Source organism: Rhodohalobacter sp. (assembly GCF_034521535.1).
Lineage (GTDB): Bacteria > Bacteroidota > Rhodothermia > Balneolales > Balneolaceae > Rhodohalobacter.
The window spans coordinates 242077-266262 of sequence record NZ_JAXHMF010000001.1; the positions used below are offsets into that span (position 1 = coordinate 242077).

Annotated in this window: 16 protein-coding genes; 11 read left to right on the forward strand and 5 right to left on the reverse strand. The window is 44.9% G+C overall.

Annotated features, from left to right (window positions below):
• Nucleotides 1-235: 235 nt before the first annotated feature.
• Nucleotides 236-1615, reverse strand: a complete 1380-nt coding sequence (locus U5K35_RS01180; RefSeq protein WP_322569641.1) for a M14 family metallopeptidase — start codon at nucleotides 1613-1615, stop codon at nucleotides 236-238.
• A 3-nt stretch (nucleotides 1616-1618) separates the two neighbouring features.
• Between U5K35_RS01180 and U5K35_RS01185 the strand changes: the two genes are divergently transcribed.
• The 6 genes from U5K35_RS01185 to katG all read left to right on the forward strand — a co-directional run bounded on the left by U5K35_RS01185 (nucleotide 1619) and on the right by katG (nucleotide 15967).
• The gene (locus U5K35_RS01185) at nucleotides 1619-3547 is read left to right on the forward strand and encodes an autotransporter assembly complex protein TamA (protein ID WP_322569642.1); all 1929 of its coding nucleotides are present in this window, start codon (nucleotides 1619-1621) and stop codon (nucleotides 3545-3547) included.
• On the forward strand, nucleotides 3547-8028 hold the full coding sequence (locus U5K35_RS01190; protein WP_322569643.1) for a translocation/assembly module TamB domain-containing protein: 4482 nt from the start codon (nucleotides 3547-3549) through the stop codon (nucleotides 8026-8028). The genes U5K35_RS01185 and U5K35_RS01190 overlap by 1 nt, the downstream gene beginning before the upstream one ends.
• A gap of 181 nt (nucleotides 8029-8209) precedes the next feature.
• Nucleotides 8210-9148 (forward strand): matrixin family metalloprotease, encoded by a 939-nt coding sequence (locus U5K35_RS01195; protein ID WP_322569644.1) that lies wholly within the window; start codon nucleotides 8210-8212, stop codon nucleotides 9146-9148.
• Between the two features lie 94 nt (nucleotides 9149-9242).
• On the forward strand, nucleotides 9243-9725 hold the full coding sequence (locus tag U5K35_RS01200) for a DUF4199 domain-containing protein (protein WP_322569645.1): 483 nt from the start codon (nucleotides 9243-9245) through the stop codon (nucleotides 9723-9725).
• 805 nt (nucleotides 9726-10530) lie between these two features.
• Nucleotides 10531-13155 (forward strand): M14 family metallopeptidase, encoded by a 2625-nt coding sequence (locus tag U5K35_RS01205; RefSeq protein WP_322569646.1) that lies wholly within the window; start codon nucleotides 10531-10533, stop codon nucleotides 13153-13155.
• Nucleotides 13156-13732: 577 nt separating this feature from the next.
• Nucleotides 13733-15967 carry a catalase/peroxidase HPI gene (katG, locus tag U5K35_RS01210; RefSeq protein ID WP_322569647.1) on the forward strand — a complete coding sequence of 745 codons (2235 nt, stop codon included), beginning with the start codon at nucleotides 13733-13735 and terminating at the stop codon, nucleotides 15965-15967.
• 135 nt (nucleotides 15968-16102) lie between these two features.
• Here the strand turns inward: katG and U5K35_RS01215 are convergent, their stop codons facing one another.
• Nucleotides 16103-16819, reverse strand: coding sequence for a LytTR family DNA-binding domain-containing protein (locus U5K35_RS01215; protein ID WP_322569648.1), 717 nt, complete (start codon nucleotides 16817-16819; stop codon nucleotides 16103-16105).
• Nucleotides 16820-16996: 177 nt separating this feature from the next.
• Between U5K35_RS01215 and U5K35_RS01220 the strand changes: the two genes are divergently transcribed.
• From U5K35_RS01220 to U5K35_RS01230, 3 genes are all read left to right on the forward strand, one after another.
• Nucleotides 16997-17356 (forward strand): MotA/TolQ/ExbB proton channel family protein, encoded by a 360-nt coding sequence (locus U5K35_RS01220; RefSeq protein WP_322569649.1) that lies wholly within the window; start codon nucleotides 16997-16999, stop codon nucleotides 17354-17356.
• 205 nt (nucleotides 17357-17561) lie between these two features.
• Nucleotides 17562-17861 (forward strand): hypothetical protein, encoded by a 300-nt coding sequence (locus U5K35_RS01225; protein ID WP_322569650.1) that lies wholly within the window; start codon nucleotides 17562-17564, stop codon nucleotides 17859-17861.
• Between the two features lie 185 nt (nucleotides 17862-18046).
• Nucleotides 18047-18793 carry a carbonic anhydrase family protein gene (locus U5K35_RS01230; RefSeq protein WP_322569651.1) on the forward strand — a complete coding sequence of 249 codons (747 nt, stop codon included), beginning with the start codon at nucleotides 18047-18049 and terminating at the stop codon, nucleotides 18791-18793.
• 256 nt (nucleotides 18794-19049) lie between these two features.
• On the opposite strand, the gene U5K35_RS01235 is transcribed toward U5K35_RS01230, so the two are convergent.
• The 3 genes from U5K35_RS01235 to U5K35_RS01245 all read right to left on the reverse strand — a co-directional run bounded on the left by U5K35_RS01235 (nucleotide 19050) and on the right by U5K35_RS01245 (nucleotide 22032).
• Nucleotides 19050-20528 (reverse strand): glycine betaine ABC transporter substrate-binding protein, encoded by a 1479-nt coding sequence (locus U5K35_RS01235; protein ID WP_322569652.1) that lies wholly within the window; start codon nucleotides 20526-20528, stop codon nucleotides 19050-19052.
• Between the two features lies 1 nt (nucleotide 20529).
• Nucleotides 20530-21264, reverse strand: coding sequence for an ATP-binding cassette domain-containing protein (locus U5K35_RS01240; RefSeq protein ID WP_322569653.1), 735 nt, complete (start codon nucleotides 21262-21264; stop codon nucleotides 20530-20532).
• 87 nt (nucleotides 21265-21351) lie between these two features.
• Nucleotides 21352-22032 (reverse strand): hypothetical protein, encoded by a 681-nt coding sequence (locus U5K35_RS01245; RefSeq protein ID WP_322569654.1) that lies wholly within the window; start codon nucleotides 22030-22032, stop codon nucleotides 21352-21354.
• A gap of 298 nt (nucleotides 22033-22330) precedes the next feature.
• Between U5K35_RS01245 and U5K35_RS01250 the strand changes: the two genes are divergently transcribed.
• Both U5K35_RS01250 and trxA read left to right on the forward strand, forming a co-directional pair.
• Nucleotides 22331-23338: an alcohol dehydrogenase gene (locus U5K35_RS01250; RefSeq protein ID WP_322569655.1), complete on the forward strand. Its 1008-nt coding sequence runs from the start codon at nucleotides 22331-22333 to the stop codon at nucleotides 23336-23338.
• Nucleotides 23339-23758: 420 nt separating this feature from the next.
• Nucleotides 23759-24127 carry a thioredoxin gene (gene trxA, locus U5K35_RS01255; RefSeq protein WP_322569656.1) on the forward strand — a complete coding sequence of 123 codons (369 nt, stop codon included), beginning with the start codon at nucleotides 23759-23761 and terminating at the stop codon, nucleotides 24125-24127.
• Nucleotides 24128-24186 lie beyond the last annotated feature (59 nt).

Genomic DNA, 24186 nt, shown 5'->3' on the forward strand with positions numbered 1-24186 from the left:
AACCCCGATTGGGGTTGTTCACTTTGGTTTGATTTCATATTCCCCGACATGCGTGTCGGGGCTAATCACATTTAACCCCGGTTCCCGGGGTAGTTTTCACGAAACTTTGAAAGTTGTTTTCTATTCGTGACTGTACGTTGGAGTGTTAGTAAACAAATAGAAAATCAAAAAAAGCCCTTTATTTTGGTTAGCCTTGAAGTCACTACCTCAAAATTGAAACTTTCCAGAAAGCGGTTTATTTCATTTCGTTTTCAAATTCATCAATCATCATCTCCATAAAAATTCGGGCCGATTCTACACCCAGTTTTTCCAGCTGATCTTTCGGCAGCCCGTCCCATACTTCGTAGGTAACTGCATCAATTCCGAAGGTTTTGTGCGACCAGTTTTTAGCGATGGGCGAATTGGTTGGAAACGGTTCAACATTCAATTCAATATCGGGAAGCTCCTGCTTGATTTGATCCAGCCACTGGTAGGTGAACAAGTGTGGAAAAGTCTCAATCTCTTCCAGTATGGGATAGAAAACAGTCTCGCCGGTTGAGTGGAAATCGATTGCGTAAAATACCTTTCGGTCGTCCCTTCTAAGCAGGGGTAGAAGTGATCGCCGCACCGCATTTGTTTCCGGCTGGTTGAAATATTGCCAGTCTCTGTTCAGATCCACACCGGCAGCGTTGGTTCTCCAGTGGCCGTTATCGGCTCCGTCCGGATTCATCAGCGGGTATGTCCATATGTCGAAGTATTCCCTGAATTTTTTGGCCAGATCGTTGTCTGAGGTAAGCTCTTCAATGAAATGAAGACCGGTTAAATATCCCGGGATTTCCGGGGGATGTTGGCGTCCATAAATTAATACGACACCTTTAACCGGCTCATCAGAGTATTCAGAAATTTTAAGCTGATAAATGGGTCGCCCCTGGTGTGAACTGCCAACGACAGAACGCTGAATAAATGCTTTTTTTGCAAGCCGGTCTGACCATTTACGAAACTCTGTGGTGGTTTGTGGAACCTGCGCGGAAATCCAGACCGGTTCCGGGCCAATATCTAAAGAGATAATTCCGTTACCAGTTTCAGGTTCTCGATTGTATTTTGTGGAATCGGCCGTTTGCCAGGATTGTCCGTTATCGTAACTTATTTCAGGCCTGTATCGATGGCGTCCATCCGCATAGGTGAGTTCCAGGGTTACATGGGTGGAATCATCAGCCCAAATCTGAAATCCGTACCACGGACTGTTGTTGATGGGGCTTATTTCCGGATTGATCTGCAGCCGGTAGTGATACGGACTGATACGGATAACGTCATTCACTCTTGAACCGCGAAATTCATTTGTAATCCAAACCCCATCTTCAAGAAACCCAATGGTTCGTTTATTCTGGTGGTTAATTTCCCGGTCGGTAGTTTCGGTTACTCCCTCAGGATCGTAAGAATAGCCGGTAAACTCTTCAGAAGTTTTGCAGCCGTTTATAACTAAAATTGCAGTTAAAAGTATGAAGAGGAATGATTTACGGGTGTTGAGCATTAAAGTGGTACGTTTTGAGATGATATTCTCTGCAGAAAAATTTTCTATGTTCAGGAAACTACATATACTGTTAGTCCCGATTTTATAAAAGATATAAAAACTCATTTGTTGAATACTATTCAAGATAACGCTACTTACAAGCTTTTTCTTTTTTTATCTATTTCCTGTATTGCTCTATTACTGCCAAACAAGGCGGAAGCTCAAGAAGACGAACAAGAGCCAATCGTTTGGGATGTATCATTTGAGGGTAATGAAAACTATAGGGATATGGTATTGAATGAGATCATTGCTACATCGAGCCCGGGTTTTTTCCAGAAAATATTTGGCCGCACAGGAGATTTTGCACTCAACGAAATGGAGGTTCGGCGCGACCGGATCCGGATTATGAGATATTACGAGCGCAGGGGTTATCCAAATGTAGATGTTAGTTATGAGATAAAAGATCGGAAGAAAGCGTGGAAGAAAGATGTAGTTTTTCTGATCAGCGAAGGAAATCCTCTGCAAATTCGATCAACAGAAATTGAAATCGATGCTACATCCGAAATAGCAGATGAGATAAGATCATCACGCGAGTATAAAAGAGCTGAAGAACAGCACGCGTTTCAGGTGGGTAATCGTTATCAAACGTTGAGACGAGTGGATGTTGAGGGGCGCTTTTTAAACCTTCTTGAAGAGCTGGGTTTTGCCTGGCCGGAAGTTGAAATAGAAGCAGAGGTAGACTCGGTTGCGAGCCGGGCTGATATCACCATAAAAGCTAATCCCAATGCAAAAACCTATTTTTCTGATATTGAAATTGAGGGTGAAATATCTGTACCGGAAAGAATTTTAATTCGTGAAACAGATATCAAGGAGGGGGAGCTCTACAGACAAAGTAAATTACAGGATGCACAACGGCAGGTTTTTAATCATCACTTGTTCCGGTTTGCAACAATAACCATCCCCGATCAACCTCAAGATTCAACATTGAATGTGATATTGCGGGTGCGGGAGCATCCAAAGCGATCGGTTCAGGCAACGATCGGTTTTGGAAGAGAAGAGCTGTTACGGACCCAGGTGAGCTGGCAAAACAGGAATATTACCGGTACAGGTCATCGTTTTGGGGTGAGCGGCAGGGCTTCGTTTATTGAGCAGAGGCTAAGTACCGACTTTTTGGTTCCCTATGTGTTTAATACCCGAAGCAGCAATGTAAGCAGTATTTTTGGTCAGCATAAACTGGAGCCGTCGTTTGAACTGTTGCGTGCCGGTTTCAATAACAGCTTAATCTATCAGTTCGACCGAACGAAAACGGCGACGGCCTCTTATGAATTTTCGATCAACGAGGAGCTTTCAAGAAATAGTGATTCAGCACTGCCCGACTCAGTTTTGAACTACAATGTGTCATCTCTCTCCTTTTCAGGCTATTACAGTGAGGGTTTGAGCCGTGAACCTCGCGGTTGGGTAATTCAACCGTTTATTGAGATATCCGGTACATTCAGCGAGTCTACATTTACCTTTCAGAAAGCGCTGCTCGATGTTCGCAGATATACACATCTTACAAACCACCTGGTCTTTGCCACTCGGATTAATACCGGTGTGATATTTTACGGGGGAGAGCAGCGATTACCCGCTAATATTCGTTTTTTTACCGGAGGGACAAACTCGGTGCGTGGCTGGAACCGCCAGGAACTCGGCCCGAGCAGAGTGCGGTTTGATGACTCCGGAGATTTTGAGACTTATATTCCGGTTGGAGGCCGCTCGATGTTTACCTTTAACCTGGAGCTGCGACAGGACTTGAATGAACTGATTCCCAAGGTTGGCCTTGCCGCATTTTTGGATGGCGGACAGATCTGGAGTGATTTAAATAATATGGACGAGCGACCAATCCAGTATGGAGCCGGCGGAGGGATTCGGTATCAATCGCCAATCGGGCCGGTTCGAGTGGATATTGGTTACAAGCTGAATCCGACGGATGAGGATCTGAATATTTATGAAGGTGAAGATTTTGGCAGTGCGTGGAGCCGTATTGGAATTCATTTTAGCATTGGGCAAGCATTTTAATGACACAGGAACCTGAAACACATACCGAAACCAAAAATAATCGCCGATGGGTGAAGTGGGCAGTTTTTGCAGCCATTCTGATCGGGCTGATTGTTTCACTGCGTCTCTTTTTAAAGAGTGACATGCTATTCAACTATGCCCGGAATTTAGCTGAGAAACAGGTCGGAGAGATTCTAAACGGCTCGCTGGAAATTGAATCCATTAGGGGCGATCTGCTCAATGGATTTACAGTCTATGGAGCGAGGGTAGCAGACAATCAAAATGAAACCATTGCCACTCTTGATTCCGCTTATGTTCGTTACCGGTTTTTTGATGTGATCAGGTCACCTTACACAGTGGAGCAGTTATCTATTCATGGCATGCAATCATTTATAAAACAGGACGCCGATTCTGTTTGGAATGTGACGGCACTGTTTCCCGAAGCAACAGCGGAAGACGAACAGGCAGGATCTGTTTACTGGGCGATCGGAGATTTGGAAATCAGTGATTTGAATGCAGATATAGAATCAGACTATCTGCTGCCTGATGGATTTGTGAATGTGCGAAATCTAAATTTATCGGCTTCGGGCGGTATGGAAAAGAGCGGATATTCCGCAAATATTCGATCGCTTGAGTTTCAGCTTGAGGAGGCGCGGCTGCCGGAGCAGGTTGACTTCATGATGGAAGCGCGCGGTGATGACGAACGGATCACGCTAGAATCACTGGCTGTTCAGACCGGGCGAACAATGCTGCGGGCAGAGTCTCAATACGATATAAATGAGGCCTTAACCGCTTCTGCAGGGTTTACACCGCTGAGCCGGGATGATATTGCAGCTTATGTTGAGAACTTGCCGCTTCAGCACGATCTGAATATTGAAATTGGTGCGGAGGGGCAGTTATCGAATCTAAGCCTTTCAGCAAATATTTCCGGTACGGGAATGGAAATGCTGAGTATCGAAGCAATTCTCAATGCGGAAGGATCTCCTTCCCTGAGCCGGATTGATGTCAACATTCAGAATCTCGACACTCCGGAGCTAACAGGCATTGAACTGTCACCTTCGGTTGCTGAATTTCAGTTTTCTGGAGAGGGATTTATTCCACTGGAAAATTTTCAGGAGTCGGATTGGTCAGGCAGCATGAATTTCGCGGATTTATCATACGATCAATATCAAATTGACCGGTTTGAATCGGATTACGAACTGGATGACGACAGAGCTAATTTTACAGCGAAAGCAATCAAAGCCGGAGAACAGATTGATCTGGAATTCGCAGCAGAACAGATCTGGAGCGAGGTTCCCGTATGGAATGGAAGGATTGAGACTGGCAGTATTAATCTGGCAACATGGCTGGCTGAGCCCGGTCTGGAGAGTGAGATGAATATCAGGACCACATTTTCGGGCAGTGGAATCTCTCCGGATCAAATACAGGCGAATACCGAAATAGCTGTTGAAGGTGGAAGCTTTGGTGAACAGCCGTTTTCCGAAATTCTCTTCAGGGGTAATTTGAATACTCAAACTCTTGCCGGAAATTTGTCGGCACGGCTCGACCAAAGCAGATTGGAAGCGCGAATGGATGCAGAGAGCTGGCAGCAGGAGCCGAGCTACAATTTTAATGTCTCTATCCTTGAATTTAATCTGGCTGAGATTGCCGGTTTTGAAGATTTCCCAACACTGCTAAACGGTACATTTGAAGGCTCGGGGAGCGGTATCAGCCTTGACACGATTCAGATGCAGGCAGCGGTCGCAATGGATTCAAGTTTTGTAAACAAAGCTCCGATTGAGACACTGAAGTCGGATATTAGGATAGAGAATCAATTTCTTACGTTGGAAAACACACTCCTCGAAAGCCCGATTGTGGATGCTGAAATTTCGGCTCGTCATCATTTAACGGATCTGGCCAATCTGGAAAATCGTGTTGATTTCCGGGCTACCCTCAAGGATTTACAGCCACTGGCACCGCTGGCAAACGCGGAGGTGTTGAAGTCGGAAGGTGAACTTAGCGGAGTTTTAAACCGGAGCGGAGAAGGATATCTGGCATTTAACGGAGAGGCCAGTTTGCAGAACATCCAGCTAGATTCCCTGTTTCTATCCGATGAGTTGAATGGAAATATACAAGCCCGCCTGATGGATGATCCTGAAGCGGACATTGAACTTCAGTTGAGGAAATCGACCGTGAGTGGTTTTACGGTTCAGGATGTGAGATTTCAAAGTAGTGTAAAGCAGGGGGAGTCTGCAACAAGCGGGGATTTTACTTTCGAAATTTTTAATGAAGATGTTTGTACCCTGCACCACGAAGGAAATTTCCGGGTTGAAGATACGGCTGCATTGGTTCAGACTACGATGCTCGATTTTTCTACAGAGCTTCGTAAGTTGACTTTGGACCGTCCCTTTGATTTTGAATATGACATGGAAAATCAAACGGCCCGGCTTGATACAGCTACGATCCGGGATTCATCTGAAGAGGCTTTTCTTTCCATATGGGCAAAAGAAATTTCATCTGAAGTGCAGGACGCCGGATTGGTAGCTGAAAGGCTTAACTTGGGAGCCATTCAAACCCTGATGATGGAAGATCCTGTTGCTGAAGGGTATTTATCAGGTGAGCTTAATTTTGAAAATGAAGACGACAGCCTCTACGTATCGGTTAACGGTGATGTTCGTGATATTGTGTATGAAGACGGTTCAATGGACCGGTTTAACTTTTATCTGAATATTGAGGAGGAGTGGCTTCAGTTTGCATTTGGTGGGATTGAAAATGAGAATCGGCTATTTGAAGGCCTACTTCAGGTTCCCTATGTACCCGGCAATCCCGCAACATTTGACGATCAATTTTTTGATCGGGAGGTCGCCGGATACTTTGAGCTGTTTGATACAGATCTGTCTTACTGGTTTACATTTCTGCCCGATTTTGAATCGGAGGAAACAAGCGGAAGTATAAACATGAGGGCCGATTTGTCAGGTACTGCAGGGAATCCGGAACTGATCGGAAATCTCCAGCTTCAGCAGGCCAAATTTTCAGGAATTGAGATTGACAGCGCTGAACTGGATCTGAATTACGTGCACGATGACGAGTACGTAGAATTTGAAGGACAGGTGATAGCCCGGGGTGAACCGGTTTTGGATATGGATGCCCGCTTCCCGTTTATTGTTGATCTTCGGTCGGCTGAAGTTCTGCTGCCGGAGCAGGATGATGAAGTGTCTCTGAATTTCAAAACGGATGAATTCAATCTGGCCATTTTTAATGACTTTCTGGATAATGAAATGTTTAGAGAGCTGCGCGGTCGGCTGAACGGTGATCTTTCATTGTCGGGCAGGCTGGATGATCTTCAGACGTCAGGCAACCTGGAGCTTTTAAGCGGAAACCTTAGAGTGGTGCCTGCCGGTATCACGCTCAGTGATATCAGTTCCAAAGTTAATTTTTCAGGTGAAAGTGTAGAACTTGAACGGTTCAGGATGAAAAGTGGCCCCGGACAGATAGAAGCCAGCGGTTCGCTTGAAATGGAGGATCTTACTCCGGGTAATTTACAGATGACCATCCGTGGCCGACAATTCCAGGCAGCCAATACATCTGAGTATAAAGCGATTATTGACCTGGACGCCAATCTGACCGGAACAGTTGAAGAGCCAAGGTTAACGGGTAAACTCACATTTTTGAATGGATTTGTAAATCTTCAAAATTTCGGAGAGGAGTCTGTTGAGGATGTTCAGCTCGAAGATGAAGAGGAGTCCGAGCCGGTTGAGTTTTATGAAATGCTTGAAATGGAGATGAATGTCGGTATTGAAAGGCAGTTTTTTATCCGAAACCGGCAGTTTCTGGATATGGAAATTGAGCTGATCGGTGATGTGGACCTGGTCAAGAGAAGAAATGAGGATCTTCAGATGTTTGGGTCGCTGGAAGGCGTTAGGGGCTATGCCCGGCCGCTTGGCAAAAACTTTATGCTGGATGAGGCATTGGTGACCTTTTATGGACCGGTAGATGATCCGGAATTGAATATTCGTACAGAGTTTGAACCGGCACAGGCCCAGTCGGAGGTGCAGATTTTCTATATCATAGAAGGGACGGCACAAGAACCGAAGTTCCGATTTGACAGTGAGCCGCCTTTGGAACTGCAGGATATCATCAGTTACACTCTTTTTGGCAAACCATTTTATGAGCTGCAATCGTGGGAGCAGGTGGTTGCAGGAAGCGGAAGCAGTCCGAGTGCTGCAAACCTGGCACTCGATGTACTTCTCGATCGGGTTGAAATGCTGGCGTCTCAAAGCCTGGGAATTGACGTGGTTCAAATTGATAACAGCCGAACCGGTTCAGACAGCTCAACCTCTATTAAAACCGGCTGGTATCTGAATCGAAGAACGTTTTTCGCTGTGATCAATGAGATTAGCAGCAGCCGTCCGAAAACCCTGTTTATGCTGGAGTATATGCTAACTGAACATCTGGAGCTTCTTATCACGCAGGGAGATGACTCAAGAGAAGGTATTGATCTGAGGTGGAAATACGAATATTAATTCGCAATAATAGGGTAATAAGTGAAATATTAAGGGATTGAATCGGTTTTAAATTATGAACCTCAGTGCGAATATTTAAGCGGTGCTCGAATCATATATCCCTTGATCAGCCTTACTTTCAAATAGATAAATCGACATATTATTCAAAGAACTCAAATCATGAGCTCAATTTAAAATTATCATGACGCTAGTCGACCTTCTCAAATACGCAATTATTGTACTGGTTGTTGTAGTTGCGGGATGGTTTTTCTTCAGTTACGAGAAACCGGAACGTGTAATGCACAGTGATTTGGGTGCGTGTGATGAACCTCTCTCCTACAGAATCGGGACTATCGATCCTCGCTTCGATATATCAGAGGAGGAAGTTAAGGATGCTATGCAGGTAGCCAGCACGCTTTGGTCTGAAGCTATTAACCGCCCCCTGGCCTATTATGCTGAAGATGGCGAAATAGCGATAGATTTTATTTATGACGATCGTCAGGAGCTGGCAGTGGGCGAAATGCGTTTTCGAGAACAAATAGAGTCTGAGCAGATAAGAACAGATCAGCTTCAAAGAGAGTACGAAGTTCGCCGAGCCCGGTTCGAGCAAAAATCATCTGAGTATGAACAGCTGGCAAATCAAACCAAACGGGAGATTGACGAATTAAATAAATGGGCTCAGGGGAAGAACGGAACCCTGGACTTGACGGAACAGGAACGGCGATATTTTGAGCAGAAGAAAAAAGATGTGGAGAGGATGCAGGAAAGATTGTTGTATGAGAAAAGTGTACTCGATCAGCTTGCACATGAGATCAATAATTATGTAGATCGACTAAACAATCGAATCGAAGAGAGTAACACGCTGATTGATCAATACAATGAAGATTATGCCGGAGAAAGTCGGTTTACAAAAGCTACCTACCGTAATTTAAATGTAGGCGGTGTGATAACAGTGAACCAGTTTTTGAATAAGCGAGACCTCTATCTTGTACTTGCTCACGAGTTGGGTCATGCGCTAGGACTTAAACATGGAGATGATCCCAAATCAATTATGTACAGCCAGATGGGCGGGCAGGAGATTTATCCGATCATTCAGCTTACCACCGAAGACAAGCGTGCCATTGCTGAAGTTTGCAAATAGTAAATAATCGGTTAGATAGTGTTTAAAAATTTACTATAATTCTTTGAGAGCAGGTTAATTAGCTTAATTTTTTCATTATAAAATGGAGGGGAGGATGGTAAAGTTTAAAACAGAACTGAAGTGGGGATTGATTTTCATCGCTGTATTATTCTTGTGGATGATTTTTGAGAAGTTGATGGGCTGGCACGGAGAAAATATTGAGAGCCATGCCACCATGACCAATTTTTTCGCCTTGATTGCTGTAGTCGTTTATGTGATTGCTTTTCTGGATAAGCGGAAGAACGACTATGGCGGATATATGACCTGGACTCAGGGATTTATGACCGGTTTTTATATTACCGTGGTGGTTGCCGTTTTAAGCCCTCTTGCCCAATGGATTATTCACGGACTTATCTCTCCTGAGTATTTTGAAAACATTATTGATTACTCTGTACAATCCGGACAGATGTCGCGCAGTGAAGCCCGCGGATATTTTAATATGAAGAGTTACATGATACAGGGTTCGCTCGGAGCCTTGATGATGGGGGTTGTCACATCGGCAATTGTAGCCGCCTTTACAATGAAGAAACCGAAGTAAAATATTGTATCGACGAACTGATTTTTATTGATTCTCATCCAAGTTCAATTAACGGTATGTCGGTTTAGAGGTATGAATGATCCCTTGTACATGTAAGAGAGGCTGTTTTTTATGTTGAACCAACAAAATTATGGATCATTACATTGTGCTTTACTATTGCCACGGAAACACGGAAGGGCACGGAATTTTCCGTGTTTCCGTGGCAATTTTCAAATCTTCAAAAAAAATGAGCGCGGCATTTATCCAATAGTATAGTAAGGCTGAAAGCCTTGTTCATCCCAGCCTGTGGCATCGCCACAGGTTACCAACATCGACAAATACCCTAAAGGCTGAAAGCCTGTAACAGAACGCCCGACATCAAAATGATCATAAACAGCTGAGTTATAGGGTGGGTCTGGTTAAGTTCATAAAAGAATACGATGTGGTTAAATAGTTTACGCGCTTCAAAGATTTTGAGCTGCGATTCTATTCTGCCTGTTGCAGGCCTACAGCCTGCTATCTGATTTGGTGAATCTATTGACCCGGGACGGTGCCCCGGGCTGGGTTGTTTCAGGCTTTCAGCCTTTTTTTAGATAAGAACGTTGTATCCCTTCTTGTTTTCGCTTCATGTGCAGAAAATGAGCATGGTATTATGTATATCCTCAGGAATGGAGTCTAATCTTTGAAAATTTAGGTTCAAATTTAGGTTTACAAATCTATGTGGTCATCTTAACAAATCTACTTTGAATCAATTTTTACAAGTTTATGAAAGTGGTTTTTTAATTTAGTATTCTCTTCCTGAATACATTTAAAAAACCATTTTCATATGAACACTATAAAGCTACTATTTACCTCTCTTCTAATTTTTCTGATAACATCACCTGCAGCTTCTCAATTGCTGAACGACCGTTTTCAGTTCGATCCGGAGCTGCCTTATCAGTCCGGAATTACATCGCCTGCCGAATTTTTAGGGTATCAACCCGGAGAAGAGTATTCTCATCACTATCAGCTGGGAGCCTATCTGAAAAACCTGGCTTCTGAAAGCGACCGGGTATCTGTTATAACTTACGGGCAGACCTATGAGGGTCGCGATCTCTGGCTGGTTATTATCACCGGTGAGGAGAATCATGACAATCTTGAACAGATCCGGGAAAACAATTTGAGGCTTGCCGATTTTGAAGATCTGAGCCGAAGTGAAGTTGCTGAGCTGGCGGAAGATCATCCCGCCATTGTATGGCTCAGCTATGGCGTACATGGGAATGAAGCATCCAGTGCGGAAGCGGCACTGCAAACGGCCTATCGTCTGGCGGCAGCTGAGGACGAGGAGTCGGTGCGATTCAGAAATGAATCTGTAGTGATTATTGATCCGATATTGAACCCCGATGGCCGCGATCGCTATGTAACCTGGTACAAATCATCTCAGGCACATATGCTCAACACAGATCCGGTTGACCTGGAACATGATGAGATCTGGCCGGGCGGACGAACCAACCACTACTGGTTTGATCTGAACCGTGACTGGGTATGGCTGGTGCATCCCGAATCGAGAGGAAGAATTGCGGAGTATCAGAAATGGATGCCGCAGGTTCATCTCGATATTCACGAACAGGGTTTTAACAACAACTACTTCACCATGCCGGGAACCACACCCCGCAACCTTCAGCTCCCTGATGATTACGAAGAGTGGAGTGATCGGTTTGGACGGGGCACGATTGAAGAGTTTGACAAACACAATGTCAACTACGCCACAACCGAAGCGTTTGATTTCTTCTATCCCGGCTACGGATCTTCCTACCCGAGTCTGATGGGCGGAATCGGAATGCTTGCCGAGCAGGGCGGACATAGCCGCGGCGGGCGTGCCGTTGAGACAGAGGATGGATATGTTCTGACTCTGCAACAGAGAATATTTGATCACTATAAAAACAGTGTGGCTACGGTGCGCACGGCCGTTGAAAATCGTCAGGAACTGCTAAACTATTTCCGGGAAGCGCTGAATCCGGCCAATTCGAAAGTGGAAACGAAAGCGTACGTACTGCCGGATAATCCAAATGATCACACCTACGATGTAATTGACATCATGCTGAAGCAGGGTGTGAAAGTGGAACGAGCCAACGAGAATTTTACTCTTCGAAATGCTTTTGACTACTGGGACAATGAAGCTCAGCGGCGGTCATTCAATCAGGGTGATTTTATCATCCGTACCAATCAGGCCAGACATTTGTTTATTACCACATTGTTTGAGCCGCAGATGGTTATTGAGGACTCGGTGATGTACGATATGTCGGTCTGGTCCATCCCGATGGCGTACAATCTGGACGCTGCCCGTGTGAACAACGACCCGTCGGTATCAACATCGATGGTTGAAGATGTTCCGGCACGCGATAATGGCGTAGTCAATCCGGCTGCTAAATATGCTTTTGTGATCGATTGGGATCAACCTACAGCACCGAAGGCATTGGGTGAACTTTGGAGGAAAGGTTACAACGTGCGTTCTGCGGAGAAGGTGTTCAGCAAGGATGGAGTGGAATTTTCCAGGGGAACATTGATCGTCTTGATGGGACGAAACTATGATAAAAGAGATGATGTAAGCAGCGATATGCAAGAAGTGGCAGAGTATGCGAGTGTTCGCATTTATGGACTGGATACCGGACGAATGGATTCGGGAATCGACTTGGCGTCTCGAAGCAGCAACGTTCTGCACCAGCCGAAAGTGGCCATGGTGATCGATCAGCCGTTCAACTCCTACACGGCCGGACAGATCCTGTTTCAGTTTGATCGCAATGTAGAGTATGGAATTTCCCGAATCCGCTCATACCGACTCGCATCTGTAGATCTGGATGAGTATGATGTTGTAATTCTTCCGGGTCAGCGGGGTGATGCACCTCACTACGGTGAACAGCAACAGCAAGCTTTAAAAGAGTGGGTAGAACGAGGTGGTACTCTTGTTACAACTGAGGCTTCGGCGTTCAGTATGACGAAAGATCGCATGGAGTGGACCGGCGTAGAGCTTGTGAAAGATGAGGAAGAGGATCAGGATGAAGAGGCTGATATAGAACCGGTAGCGTACACCCCATACGAAGCAAGAGTGGATACATTCGGGCTTCGCAGAATTCCCGGCACTGCTTTCAAATCTCATGTAGATGTGTCGAATCCGCTGGCATTCGGTGTGAAGGAGAGACTATACAGTCTCACCGGCAACACAGATCAGCTGAAACCGTCGAGCGACTACCAGGTAGTAGGTTATTATGAGAAAGATGCATCGCAGCTGTTGGCTTCCGGATATGCGTCTCAGGAAAATATTCAGAAAGCGGCCGGGAATGTATTTGCCGGGGTTACATCCATGGGTAGCGGCAAAGTTGTTCTGCTGACTGACAACACCCAATACAGGATGTTCTGGAGAGGTCCGGAACGACTAATGATCAATGCGGTGATGTTGGTGCCGTCGATGTAGGAAAAATGAATCGGTAAATCGGTCGTTCGTCCATCGTTATTCGTCAATCAGATAAAGATGAACTGCGATTCACCGAACAGTAACCCACCCTCCGTCTCCCTCCCTATGCCTCCGAAAAAGCGCCGGAGCCACAAGGAGGGAGGGGAATTTGTTGGCCGGTACAGCTATATGAAACACATTCCAAGACCCGTTCTTTATTGCAAAACCTCAGCATAAATACGAGAAGAAAGGTTCTCATTGCCTCGATACGCCGTTTGTATTTGGAAAGGGACGAATTGATTTCAATTTTTGTCAAAAGCATTCAAATTTCAAAAAAGAAGTTGGGTAAGTAGAGTTTTAAGTACCTACAAATCGGTGAATCGGCCGTCCATCGTTATTCGTCAATCAGAAAAAGATGAACTGTGATTCACCGAACGACCGAACTGCGATGGACGATTTCATATCCCAAAAAATACCATATCTGATTCCATTCTAATCACCCGGCAAAATTGATACGATTGTCATTATCTATATGAATTGGGTGTAAAGGATTTACTATTTTATATATGATTAACGTAAACCACTAATAAGAGTTTGGATGGAAAAGAAAGAGAATCAAAACGCTGCGAGCAACGAAAGTAAATGCCCGTTTCATAATGGTAACGGAGTTATTAAAGACACCGCCGGATCAGGAACCAGAATCCGTGACTGGTGGCCCAATAAATTGGATCTGGATATTCTGCGTCAACACTCACCATTTTCTGACCCGATGGGTGAGGATTTTGACTACGCAGAAGAGTTTAAAAAAATTGACCTGAATGAGGTTAAAAAAGATCTCAATGATCTGATGACCGATTCTAAAGATTGGTGGCCGGCAGATTGGGGTCACTACGGACCACTGATGATCCGCATGGCTTGGCACAGTGCCGGAACGTATCGTGTGGCCGATGGACGCGGCGGCGGAAGTACCGGTAATCAGCGTTTTGCACCTGTGAACAGCTGGCCTGATAACGTGAGTCTTGATAAGGCACGCAGATTGTTATGGCCCATCAAAGAAAAATATGGCAAAAAGCTGTCATGGGCTGACCTTATTATTTTAGCCGGAAACGTTGCCCTTGAGTCAATGGGCTTTGAAACGTTTGGTTTTGGCGGTGGTCGTGCCGACGTGTGGGAGCCGGAAAGAGATATTAACTGGGGACCTGAGCATGAATGGCTGGGCGACGAGCGTCATGATGAAGACGGTAATTTGAAAGGACGGCTCGCTGCCGACCACATGGGTCTGATCTATGTGAATCCTGAAGGACCAAACGGAGAGCCTGATCCCAAAAAATCTGCGGAATATATCCGCCAATCGTTTCGCAGAATGGCGATGAATGATGAAGAGACCGTGGCTCTTAACGCCGGTGGACACACCTTCGGTAAAGTGCATGGCGCGGCTCCGGAAGAGCACAACGGACCCGATCCGGAAAAAGCTCCAATGGAAGAAATGGGACTTGGCTGGAAAAACAGTTATGGTACCGGAAAAGGACCCGATACTATCACGAGTGGATTGGAAGGAGCCTGGACAAACAATCCGCTTCAGTGGGATAACGGATACTTCAAAAACCTGTTTGAGTATGAGTGGGAACTGACCAAAAGTCCGGCCGGAAAATGGCAGTGGACACCCAAAGATGGAGCAGGAGACGAAACTGTACCTGATGCCCACGATCCAAATAAGAAAAATGCTCCGATGATGCTTACCACGGATATTGCAATGATCGCAGATCCTGAGTACAAAAAGATATCAGAGAAGTTTTACAATGACCCGGAATACTTTGCCGATGTATTTGCAAAAGCTTGGTTCAAGCTGGTACACCGGGATATGGGGCCCAAAACCCGATACCTCGGACCTGAAGTTCCGGAAGAAGACCTGCTTTGGCAGGATCCGATCCCCGAAGTGGATCACGAACTGATCAACGACAAGGATATTGAAGATCTGAAAGGAAAAATTCTCGATACCGGACTTTCTGTCTCAGAACTGGTATCGACTGCATGGGCTTCTGCATCAACCTATCGCGACTCAGACAAACGTGGCGGAGCCAATGGTGCTCGGGTTCGTCTTGAGCCGCAGAAGAACTGGGAAGTAAATAACCCAAGACAACTCGAGAAGGTACTCGGTAAGCTGGAAGAAGTACAGAAAGAGTTTAACGACTCGCAGTCCGGAGACAAGAAAGTATCACTGGCAGATGTGATCGTTCTCGGTGGATGTGCCGCTATTGAAAAAGCAGCAGAGAAAGCCGGTCACGATATCAGCGTTCCGTTCACACCGGGGCGTGCAGATGCATCTGCAGATGAAACCGATGTGGAGTCTTTCGAGTGGATGAAGCCTGAAGCTGACGGCTTCCGTAACTACTTTAAACCACACGCTCGCAGAACTGAAACAGCCGAAGAGATGCTGGTGGACAGAGCTCAGCTAATGACGCTCACTATTCCTGAAATGACCGTACTTCTCGGCGGAATGCGCGTACTGGATACCAACTGGGACGGAACACGTCACGGTGTGTTTACCGAAAAACCGGGTACACTTTCAAACGACTTCTTCACAACTCTGCTGGATCTTAGCAACGAATGGAAGGCAACTTCCGAAGAAGGAGATCTTTTTGAAGGTCGTCACCGCGACACCGGAAACGTGAAGTGGACAGCCACACGTGCTGATCTGATCTTCGGTTCAAACTCTGAATTGAGAGCTGTAGCCGAAGTCTACGGAAGCTCCGACTCTGAGGAGAAATTCCTTAACGACTTCGTGAAAGCGTGGGACAAAGTGATGAATCTGGATCGCTTTGATCTGAAATAATCTCATCATCCACTCACAATAGTGGAATTAAGATTAAAGGCAGTTTCGGTTTAAACCGGGACTGCCTTTTTTATTTTAAAATGAATAGTCAGTCAAACTATATTTACTGGAATATATCGCCACTACCACCTCATTTTATCCTGAAATGTATCTTAGTGCTGTGTCTTTGTAGGTTCGGCTTATCGGTAACTCAGTATTTCCAAGGGTAACTGATTTACTGCTAAATTCGGTAATGAAATCCAGGTTCACGATGTAAGATCTGTGAATTCTTACAAATGTCTCGGGTAAGCTTTCTTCAAACGAGGAGATAGTATCACGAGTGATCAGTGACTGGTCGTTAAAATATATCTTCACGTAGTCGCTTAAACTTTCAAGGTACATTAATTCATTAAGTTTTATTTGATGGTTTGAGCGGTCTGCTCGAACAGTTATAAAGGTTGTTTTCAGTGCTTCTTTCTCATCTTTTAACTGTTCTAACCTGAATTCGTTTTCCCTGAACCGCCTGTACAAAAGGTAGAACGCTTTCAATAATACAACCAGGTAAATGGTAAAGCCCAGAACAAAGATATTTGTCATCATTGGGTCAAGCTCACCGTAGTTATAATTTGCCAGCACAATAAAGGAAATTGTAATGACTACCATTTCCAGATAAAAAGATATGATCAGGGTATAGATCGTGTAAAGCGTAAACCGTGTGTACTTTTTCTTTAGAAGGAATTGTGGGACGATGTAATAATTAAAAAAGTAGGAGGTTGCCATGGCAACAGGCAGCAAGAAAGTCACAAAATAGAAACTCTTACTATAGTCGCCGTAAGTGCTGCCAAAAACTGCTACCAGAATTGAAGCGGCCACTGTCCAAAATAAGATATGTTTACCAGGCTGCATTTTTTTAATTCAAAAATCGCGATTATGTATCAAAACAACATCTTTTATCGGTGGATTACACGTTTTGAGAGGGATTTAACATTGCTCAAAACAGCCTGAGTAAGATACATTTCTTGTGAACATTCATTCACATAATAATAAACTATGATTGATCTATTTTTTATTGGCGGACCGCTTTTCATGGGAATATTGACCATCATTCTAATTGCGTTGGTTGCAACAGCTGTATATATCGCTGTTCAAAGAAAAACTGAACGCTCAGGTTCTCTACCAGTTAATTGGTTAAAAGAGATCGGAATACTTGGTTTAGTGATTGGAATACTTGGTCAGTTCCTTGGTTTATATCAGGCTTTTTCTGCAATTGAACAGATGGGTTCTGTTTCACAGACAATGCTTGCCGGTGGACTCAAGGTTTCGTCAATAACATCGATTTATGGGCTTGTGATTTTTATCCTTGCTGTTCTTCTACAGTTTGGACTTAATCTGACAAATAAAGCCCAATAAGAAACAACCTATAAGTTTAATACTGAATATCTAGAGGCAGTTTTGGTGAAAACCGAGACTGCCTTTTTTTATTTAGCCCGAATTTAGTCAATAAATATTGAGGATAGTTCATAGCATTAAAAATTATTTTCTCAATTGAATTTTTTGTTTCTAGATCAGTTTCAACGATATTTCACGCCATATTTAGTAATCGGTTTAGAAAATTTTGATACAAGCTCTTAGAACATACAGCAGGCTAATTTTAGCAGTACTTCCATTTTTCTTTATGGGTACTGTTGTACAGCATACTATTGATATGGAAACCTGGTTTTCTGTTGAGGAAGCTGCAAATGCAGGAAATTCGTTTATGGAAATTCTCGAAGATCATAGTCTCGAAGATGATATTCAATCTATGCTGTATGCCGGTTTAATTAGCGGTTCATTAATAGCCAATCCATCTCTTCGGGAATCTACCTTCAATAATTTTGAACGCACTGTACCCACTCCCCCTCCCGACATATCCTAAATTTGTGCGGCCTACTTACTAATGGCCTGTTGTCTAATGTTCGTACTGTTTGTGTTATTGGACTGAGATCTATGATTGATGTCAAAAACTGAATGAATAGGGTGAAGTGTATTTTACCCAATCTTAGGATGAAGGATTGACAGGCCATATATCATTCTCTATAAACCATTTTAAATTAAAAAATCATGTTTACTAAATTATCTGTTTTTACTACTGCCATTGTTCTTTTGTTCTCTTTTACCGCATGCACTTCTCAGTCTGATTCATCTCAGGCCGGTTCTTCAACTGAGCAGCTGAATGAAGATGTGTTAACACAAGAAGCTCAGCAGGCACTGACACCTGAGGAAATTCTTGAAGGCCTGAAAGAGGGTAACCAGCGCTTTGTATCAAACAATTTGACACCGCAGGATTATCAAGCCCAGGTTGAGAAAACATCTTCAGGCCAATATCCTGAGGCGGTCGTGATTGCATGTATCGACAGCCGTGTTCCCGTTGAATCTATTTTCGATAAGAGCATTGGAGATATTTTTGTTGCAAGGGTGGCCGGTAACTTCGTAAACGAAGATATTCTGGGCAGCGCGGAATTCGGTACTGCAGTTGCAGGCTCAAAAGTTGTAGTAGTGATGGGCCATGAACACTGTGGAGCTGTAAAATCTGCTATCGATGATGTTGAAATGGGCAATATTACAGCCATGCTTTCCAAAATCAGACCTGCTGTTGAGCTGTCTGAGGAAGATTACGAAGGAGAAGGTGAGATGACTTCCTCAAATGATGCGTATGTAACACATGTAGTGAACACCAATGTGCGTTACACGATTGAGCAGATGCGGGAGCGAAGCCAGATCATTTCTGAGCTCGAGCGTAATGGAGAAGTAGTTATTGCAGGAGCATTTTATGACCTGGACACCGGTGAAGTTACATTCCTCGACTAAATCATAAACCGTTCAGCGTGTGCTTTTGTAGGAAGGAGACTTCCAACTGCGGGAAAAGCACACGCATTTTAAAAACAAAATACTTCAAGTTTTTATATCTATATCTGCAGTAGGGAGCATGCTCGAGGAGTGAAAGCTGATTAAACGGTAAAGGTTGAATGAACAGCTGAAAAAGTCTCCGGCCACCCCGGATATTAAATCGCCAAACGATAAGGGAATTTATATTGAAATGGCGTTCGGTAATCCAGAATATAAATCAGGTAATTCTACGCTCAATAAGGTCAAATAGTCCCTGTACCAATAAAGCAAGCAGAGCTGCCGGCACGGCTCCCTCCAGGATAAGCGGAATACTGTCGAGCCGGATCCCGGTTAGGATCGGTTGACCATAGCCGCCGGCGCCGATCAAGGCGCCCAGAGTTGCCACCCCTACATTAATTACAGCCGATGTTTTTATTCCGGCTAAAATAGATGGAATGGCGATCGGCAGTTCAATTTTTCTGAGAATGAGTGAGTTGGGAAGTCCCAAGGCACGGGCTGATTCCATCACCGGCACAGGTATCGCTTTAATGCCGGCGTGTGTGTTCCTGACAATCGGCAGCAGGCTGTAGAGAAATAGGGCAGCCATGGCCGGAACAGCGCCAATTCCGAAAATTGGAATCATAAATACGAGCAGTGCCAGGGAAGGAATGGTCTGCATGATACCCACAGATCCAAGAACCGCTGTTTCAAGCCACGACACTTTTACCGCCAGAACACCCAGAGGTATGGCGAAAAGGATGGCAAGGCCCAGGGATACGACCACCAGGTAGAGATGGTCAACCGTATGGCGCAAGAGCCGCTCGGTAAACCCCGACGACTCGGATTCGGTTTCAATTTGGAATGTGTCATTGAGAAAAGCGGATGCAACAGCTTCATCAGCCAGCCGGTCTATCTTAACCTGCTTGTTCATGGCAATCATGTCCTGCTGTGAAATAGCACCTTCAAATCGCGTCATGGCACTAACAACCGACTCATCCAGCCCTTCACGGTAGAGAACAACCGCTTCGTAATCGGGGAAAAAGTTACGGTCGTCGTCAAGTATGGCCAGATCGTAATACTCAATTTCCGGATCGGTTGAGTAGAGATCGATCACATCAATACTGCCGGCTTCCAGACCGCGGTAGGCAAGGGCGTGTTCGAGCCCGTTTACCCGCTGCGGATTGAGTCCGTACTCCGATTGGATACCCGGCCAGCCGTCGCGGCGGTCCATGAACTCGTTGCTGAATCCGAAGGTGAGTTCCGGATGATCTCTCAAATCAGACATGGTCTGTATTCCCAGTCTCTCGGCCTTTTCCCGTTTCATTCCCAGGGCGTAGGTGTTGTCGAAGCCAAGAGGCCGGCTCATTCTGATGCCCAGATCCTGGAGCGCCTGTCTGAGCTCTTCCACATTGTTGATGTCCTGACCGGCGAGGATCTCTTCGATGATGGTGCCGGTGTAGTCGGGGTAGAGATCAATTTCGCCGTTCAAGAGAGCACTCCAAAGAATACGTGTCCCTCCCAGCTGTTTGAACAACACGGCATCAGCTCCCTCGGATTCTATCGACTGTTCAAGCAATTCACCCAGAATCACCGACTCAGTAAATGCTTTTGTGCCAATTCTGACACTCTCCTGCGCAATGACTGATTGAACAGATGCAAAACTGCTACAGACGATGAGAAGCAGGGTAGTGGCCGTAAGACGATTCAATATCTTCATTCTACAGATCCTCCAGCGGACTGCGTTGGGCGTTCACAAACTGTTCTACAAACTCACTTGCGGGATTGTCAATGATCTCCCGGATGGTTCCTTCCTGGACAATGCGGCCCGACTGCATTAGAGAAATGGAATCGCCCAGAAACGCTGCTTCTCCCAGGTCGTGCGTTACAATCAGAACCGTTTTTTTGAGCTCTCTGAAAATTGATCGAAGATCGTTCTGCAGTTCGTGACGCACCAGCGGATCAATCGAACCGAGCGGTTCATCCATCAGAAGAATGGGAGGATCGAGCATGAGCGCTCGCATCAGGCTGACCCGCTGCGCCTGTCCGCCGGAAAGTTTTTCAGGTTTCCTCTCCAGCAGGGCCGGGTCGATATTGGTAAGGCTTGTCAGTTTTTCGATACGCTGTTCTACTGCATCGGGGTCCAGTTTTAAAAAGTTGGTTACCAGCGTAAGGTTCTCCCTTGCGGTGAGATGAGGGAAGAGTCCGCCGGTTTGAATCACATAACCCATTTTTCTTCTCAGCTTCAGCATATTGTCGGAATGCATTTTTTCACCTGCAATCTCAACGGTACCTGAGTCGGCCGGGATCAAGCCCATGATAATTCGAAGAAGAGTAGATTTGCCGCACCCGCTTGGACCGATAAGGGAAACCGTTTGCCCGGCAGGTATGGCCATTGAAACATTGTCGAGCACACGCTGATCGTACGTTTTAGTAATATTTTGGGCTGAGATCATGAGAGTAAATGTAATGGATTCAGCAGTGAACGCCTAAAGAATAGAGACCTGCCGGGCTGGCCATTTGTTTTTTCAAACAATTCTATTTTACATGTCTGCAGGTATAAGCTTGCCGGTATCTTCGTCATAATAGATACTGAAGACATATTGTGCCGGTTCATTTATCCGGGATGATTTTTCAAAAAAATGACCACTGTACCACTCTGCCCTATTTTTCAAGTAATCCGTAATTTTTATATCCAAATCGTTTGAAAATCCCCGTATAATTTCAATCTGTTCGACGTTAAGATCTGTATTAAAATCGATCAGATAGTACGCAATTTGCTGATCTGTCGAGACCTCACCTAACGCTTGCAGAATTTCCCTCAATGCAAATGTATCTGTAAATATGAGTTCTTCCGAATGAAGTCCGGGTACCTGACTTTTTAAGAACTCGAGCTGCTCAATATCTCTTTTTTCTTTATCTGAAAGAGGTATTGGATTTCCACTCTTTTCTGTGATAGGAACCGGATGGGAACAGTAATTCAGAACATGCTCTCCTTTCTTATCCTGATTCAGGTAGATTAACCACTGCTCTCCTTGCCGGACTAAAACTTCACATTGTCCATCATAAGCCATCTCAGGCGTGCCAGAGACAAAAATTCTTGAGGGTGTCACTCCTTTATAATTCGTAATAGATTTGGTTTCAGCAATATAGATCCGTTCATCAGATGATTCCAATTCATAGGTTCGACCGATTTCAACCACACCTATAAAATCAGAAGTCATATATAGATCATTTGTAGATGGTTCAATGCAAGAACAGGCCAACGCCACTTGGACAGGGGTTAATAGGAGAAAAATGAATACAAAGCGAATCATGGGGTATAATTAAACGTGCCGGTTTACATGTCAAAAGTGGCAATAACTCAAACTACCTGCAAGAGTAATGTCTTTACCATAAGTGAGAAACTGTGAGTCAGAGGCATTTAAAGGTGACAGTTCTCAACCTATTTGGAATGTTGACAATGCGATTGAAGTTAATTTAACAGTACAGATAATCAACTGAAATTAACAGGAGCAGAACATGAAAGCAGCTCAAATTAAAGAGCCGGGAAGTAATTTTGAAATTGTGGATTTACCGGTGCCAGAACCGTCAAGAAATGAAGTACTTATCAAGGTGGAGGCGTGCGGTATTTGCCACAGCGATGCCATGGTGAAAGACGGCCTATTTCCGGGTATTGAATATCCACGGGTGCCGGGTCATGAAGTTGTAGGAATTATTGAGGAGACCGGTTCGGAAATCAGTAACTGGAAGAAAGGTGATCGCGTGGGTGTCGGCTGGCATGGCGGACACTGCTTTCAATGTGATCCCTGCCGTCGTGGAGACTTTATCAATTGCGAAAATGGACAGGTGGCCGGCATCAGCTATGATGGCGGATATGCAGAGTACATGACGGCCCCTCAGGAAGCTCTTGCCAGAGTGCCCAAGGATCTATCATCCGAAGAGGCTGCGCCGTTGCTTTGCGCAGGAATTACCACGTTCAATGCTTTGAGAAATTCCGGCGCCCGACCCGGTGATCTGGTAGCCGTGCAGGGTATTGGCGGTCTGGGACATCTGGCCGTTCAATATGCCGCAAAAATGGGCTTCAAAACCGTAGCGATATCTACCAGCGACGATAAGAAAAAACTTGCTGAAGATCTCGGTGCTCACCGGTTTATCAACGCTAAAAAGGAGAATCCGGTAGAGATTCTGCAAGAGATGGGCGGTGCGAAGGTTGTAGTGGCCACAGCTCCCAACACGGATATTATCGGTGAAATTGTTGGAGGACTCGGCCTGGAAGGTAATCTGATTGTGCTCGCGGCAACAGGCGAAACATTTGAGGTTTCACCCTTCAGTTTGATTATGGGACGCAAAAAAGTGTCCGGCTGGCCAAGCGGTACGGCAAAAGATTCGGAAGACACCCTCAACTTTAGCGCTATGACAGGCACAAAACCTATGATCGAAACATTCTCCCTGGACGAAGTAAATAAGGCCTATGATCATATGATCAATAACAAGGCTCGTTTCAGAACGGTGCTGAAAATGGGATGAGAGTCTAACTAAGTTCTGTATAATTTTCAATTATGCACACGTAACGTACCGTCATTTAGGCGGCGAAGAAAAAGTACCAACAACCTTCAATTTGGTTTAGCTTTTTTTTGCCCGCCTTGTCCCGGGCATTGGAATGATTCGTTTTGGGTCAAGCCAAAATGAACAGGGTGGTCAGAGCCATCAAAGACCTTTTCAGAAAAACGAGTAAGACTAAAGAAAGATCTCTTTTCGGTATTGTATCGTAGGTTCGGATAGAGAAGTTAAGCAAACCCATCTATGTCATTCATAATCAATATCTATTGATTATAGCCATTAGTTGTCGATCAATATTTGTATTTTATCTATTAGAAAATCATACGAATTCATATCCATTTGATTCATTTATAGTCACGTGGAAATCATCAATAAAAAGAGAAAGACATGGCTGCTGAACATTTAACCAAAGAGAGTTTCCTAAAAAAGGTTTTTGATTACGAAAACAATCAAGAATGGAATTTTAACGGAGATAAACCTGCGATTATCGACTTTTACGCCGACTGGTGCGGCCCCTGCAAAATGGTAGCTCCTATTATTGAAGAGTTATCCGAAAAATATGAGGGGTTAGTGGATATCTACAAAATTGATACCGAAGCAGAACAGGAATTGGCGCAAGTTTTCGGGATCCGAAGTATCCCATCTATTTTGTTTATCCCGGTTGACGGTCAGCCACAAATGGCCGCAGGTGCCCTGCCAAAAGCTCAGTTTATTAAACTGATCGAAGAGAAACTCGACGTTAAGGCACCCGCCTGATCAACACGCGATATTGTTGGAGGACTCGGCCTGGAAGGTAATCTGATTGTGCTTGGCGC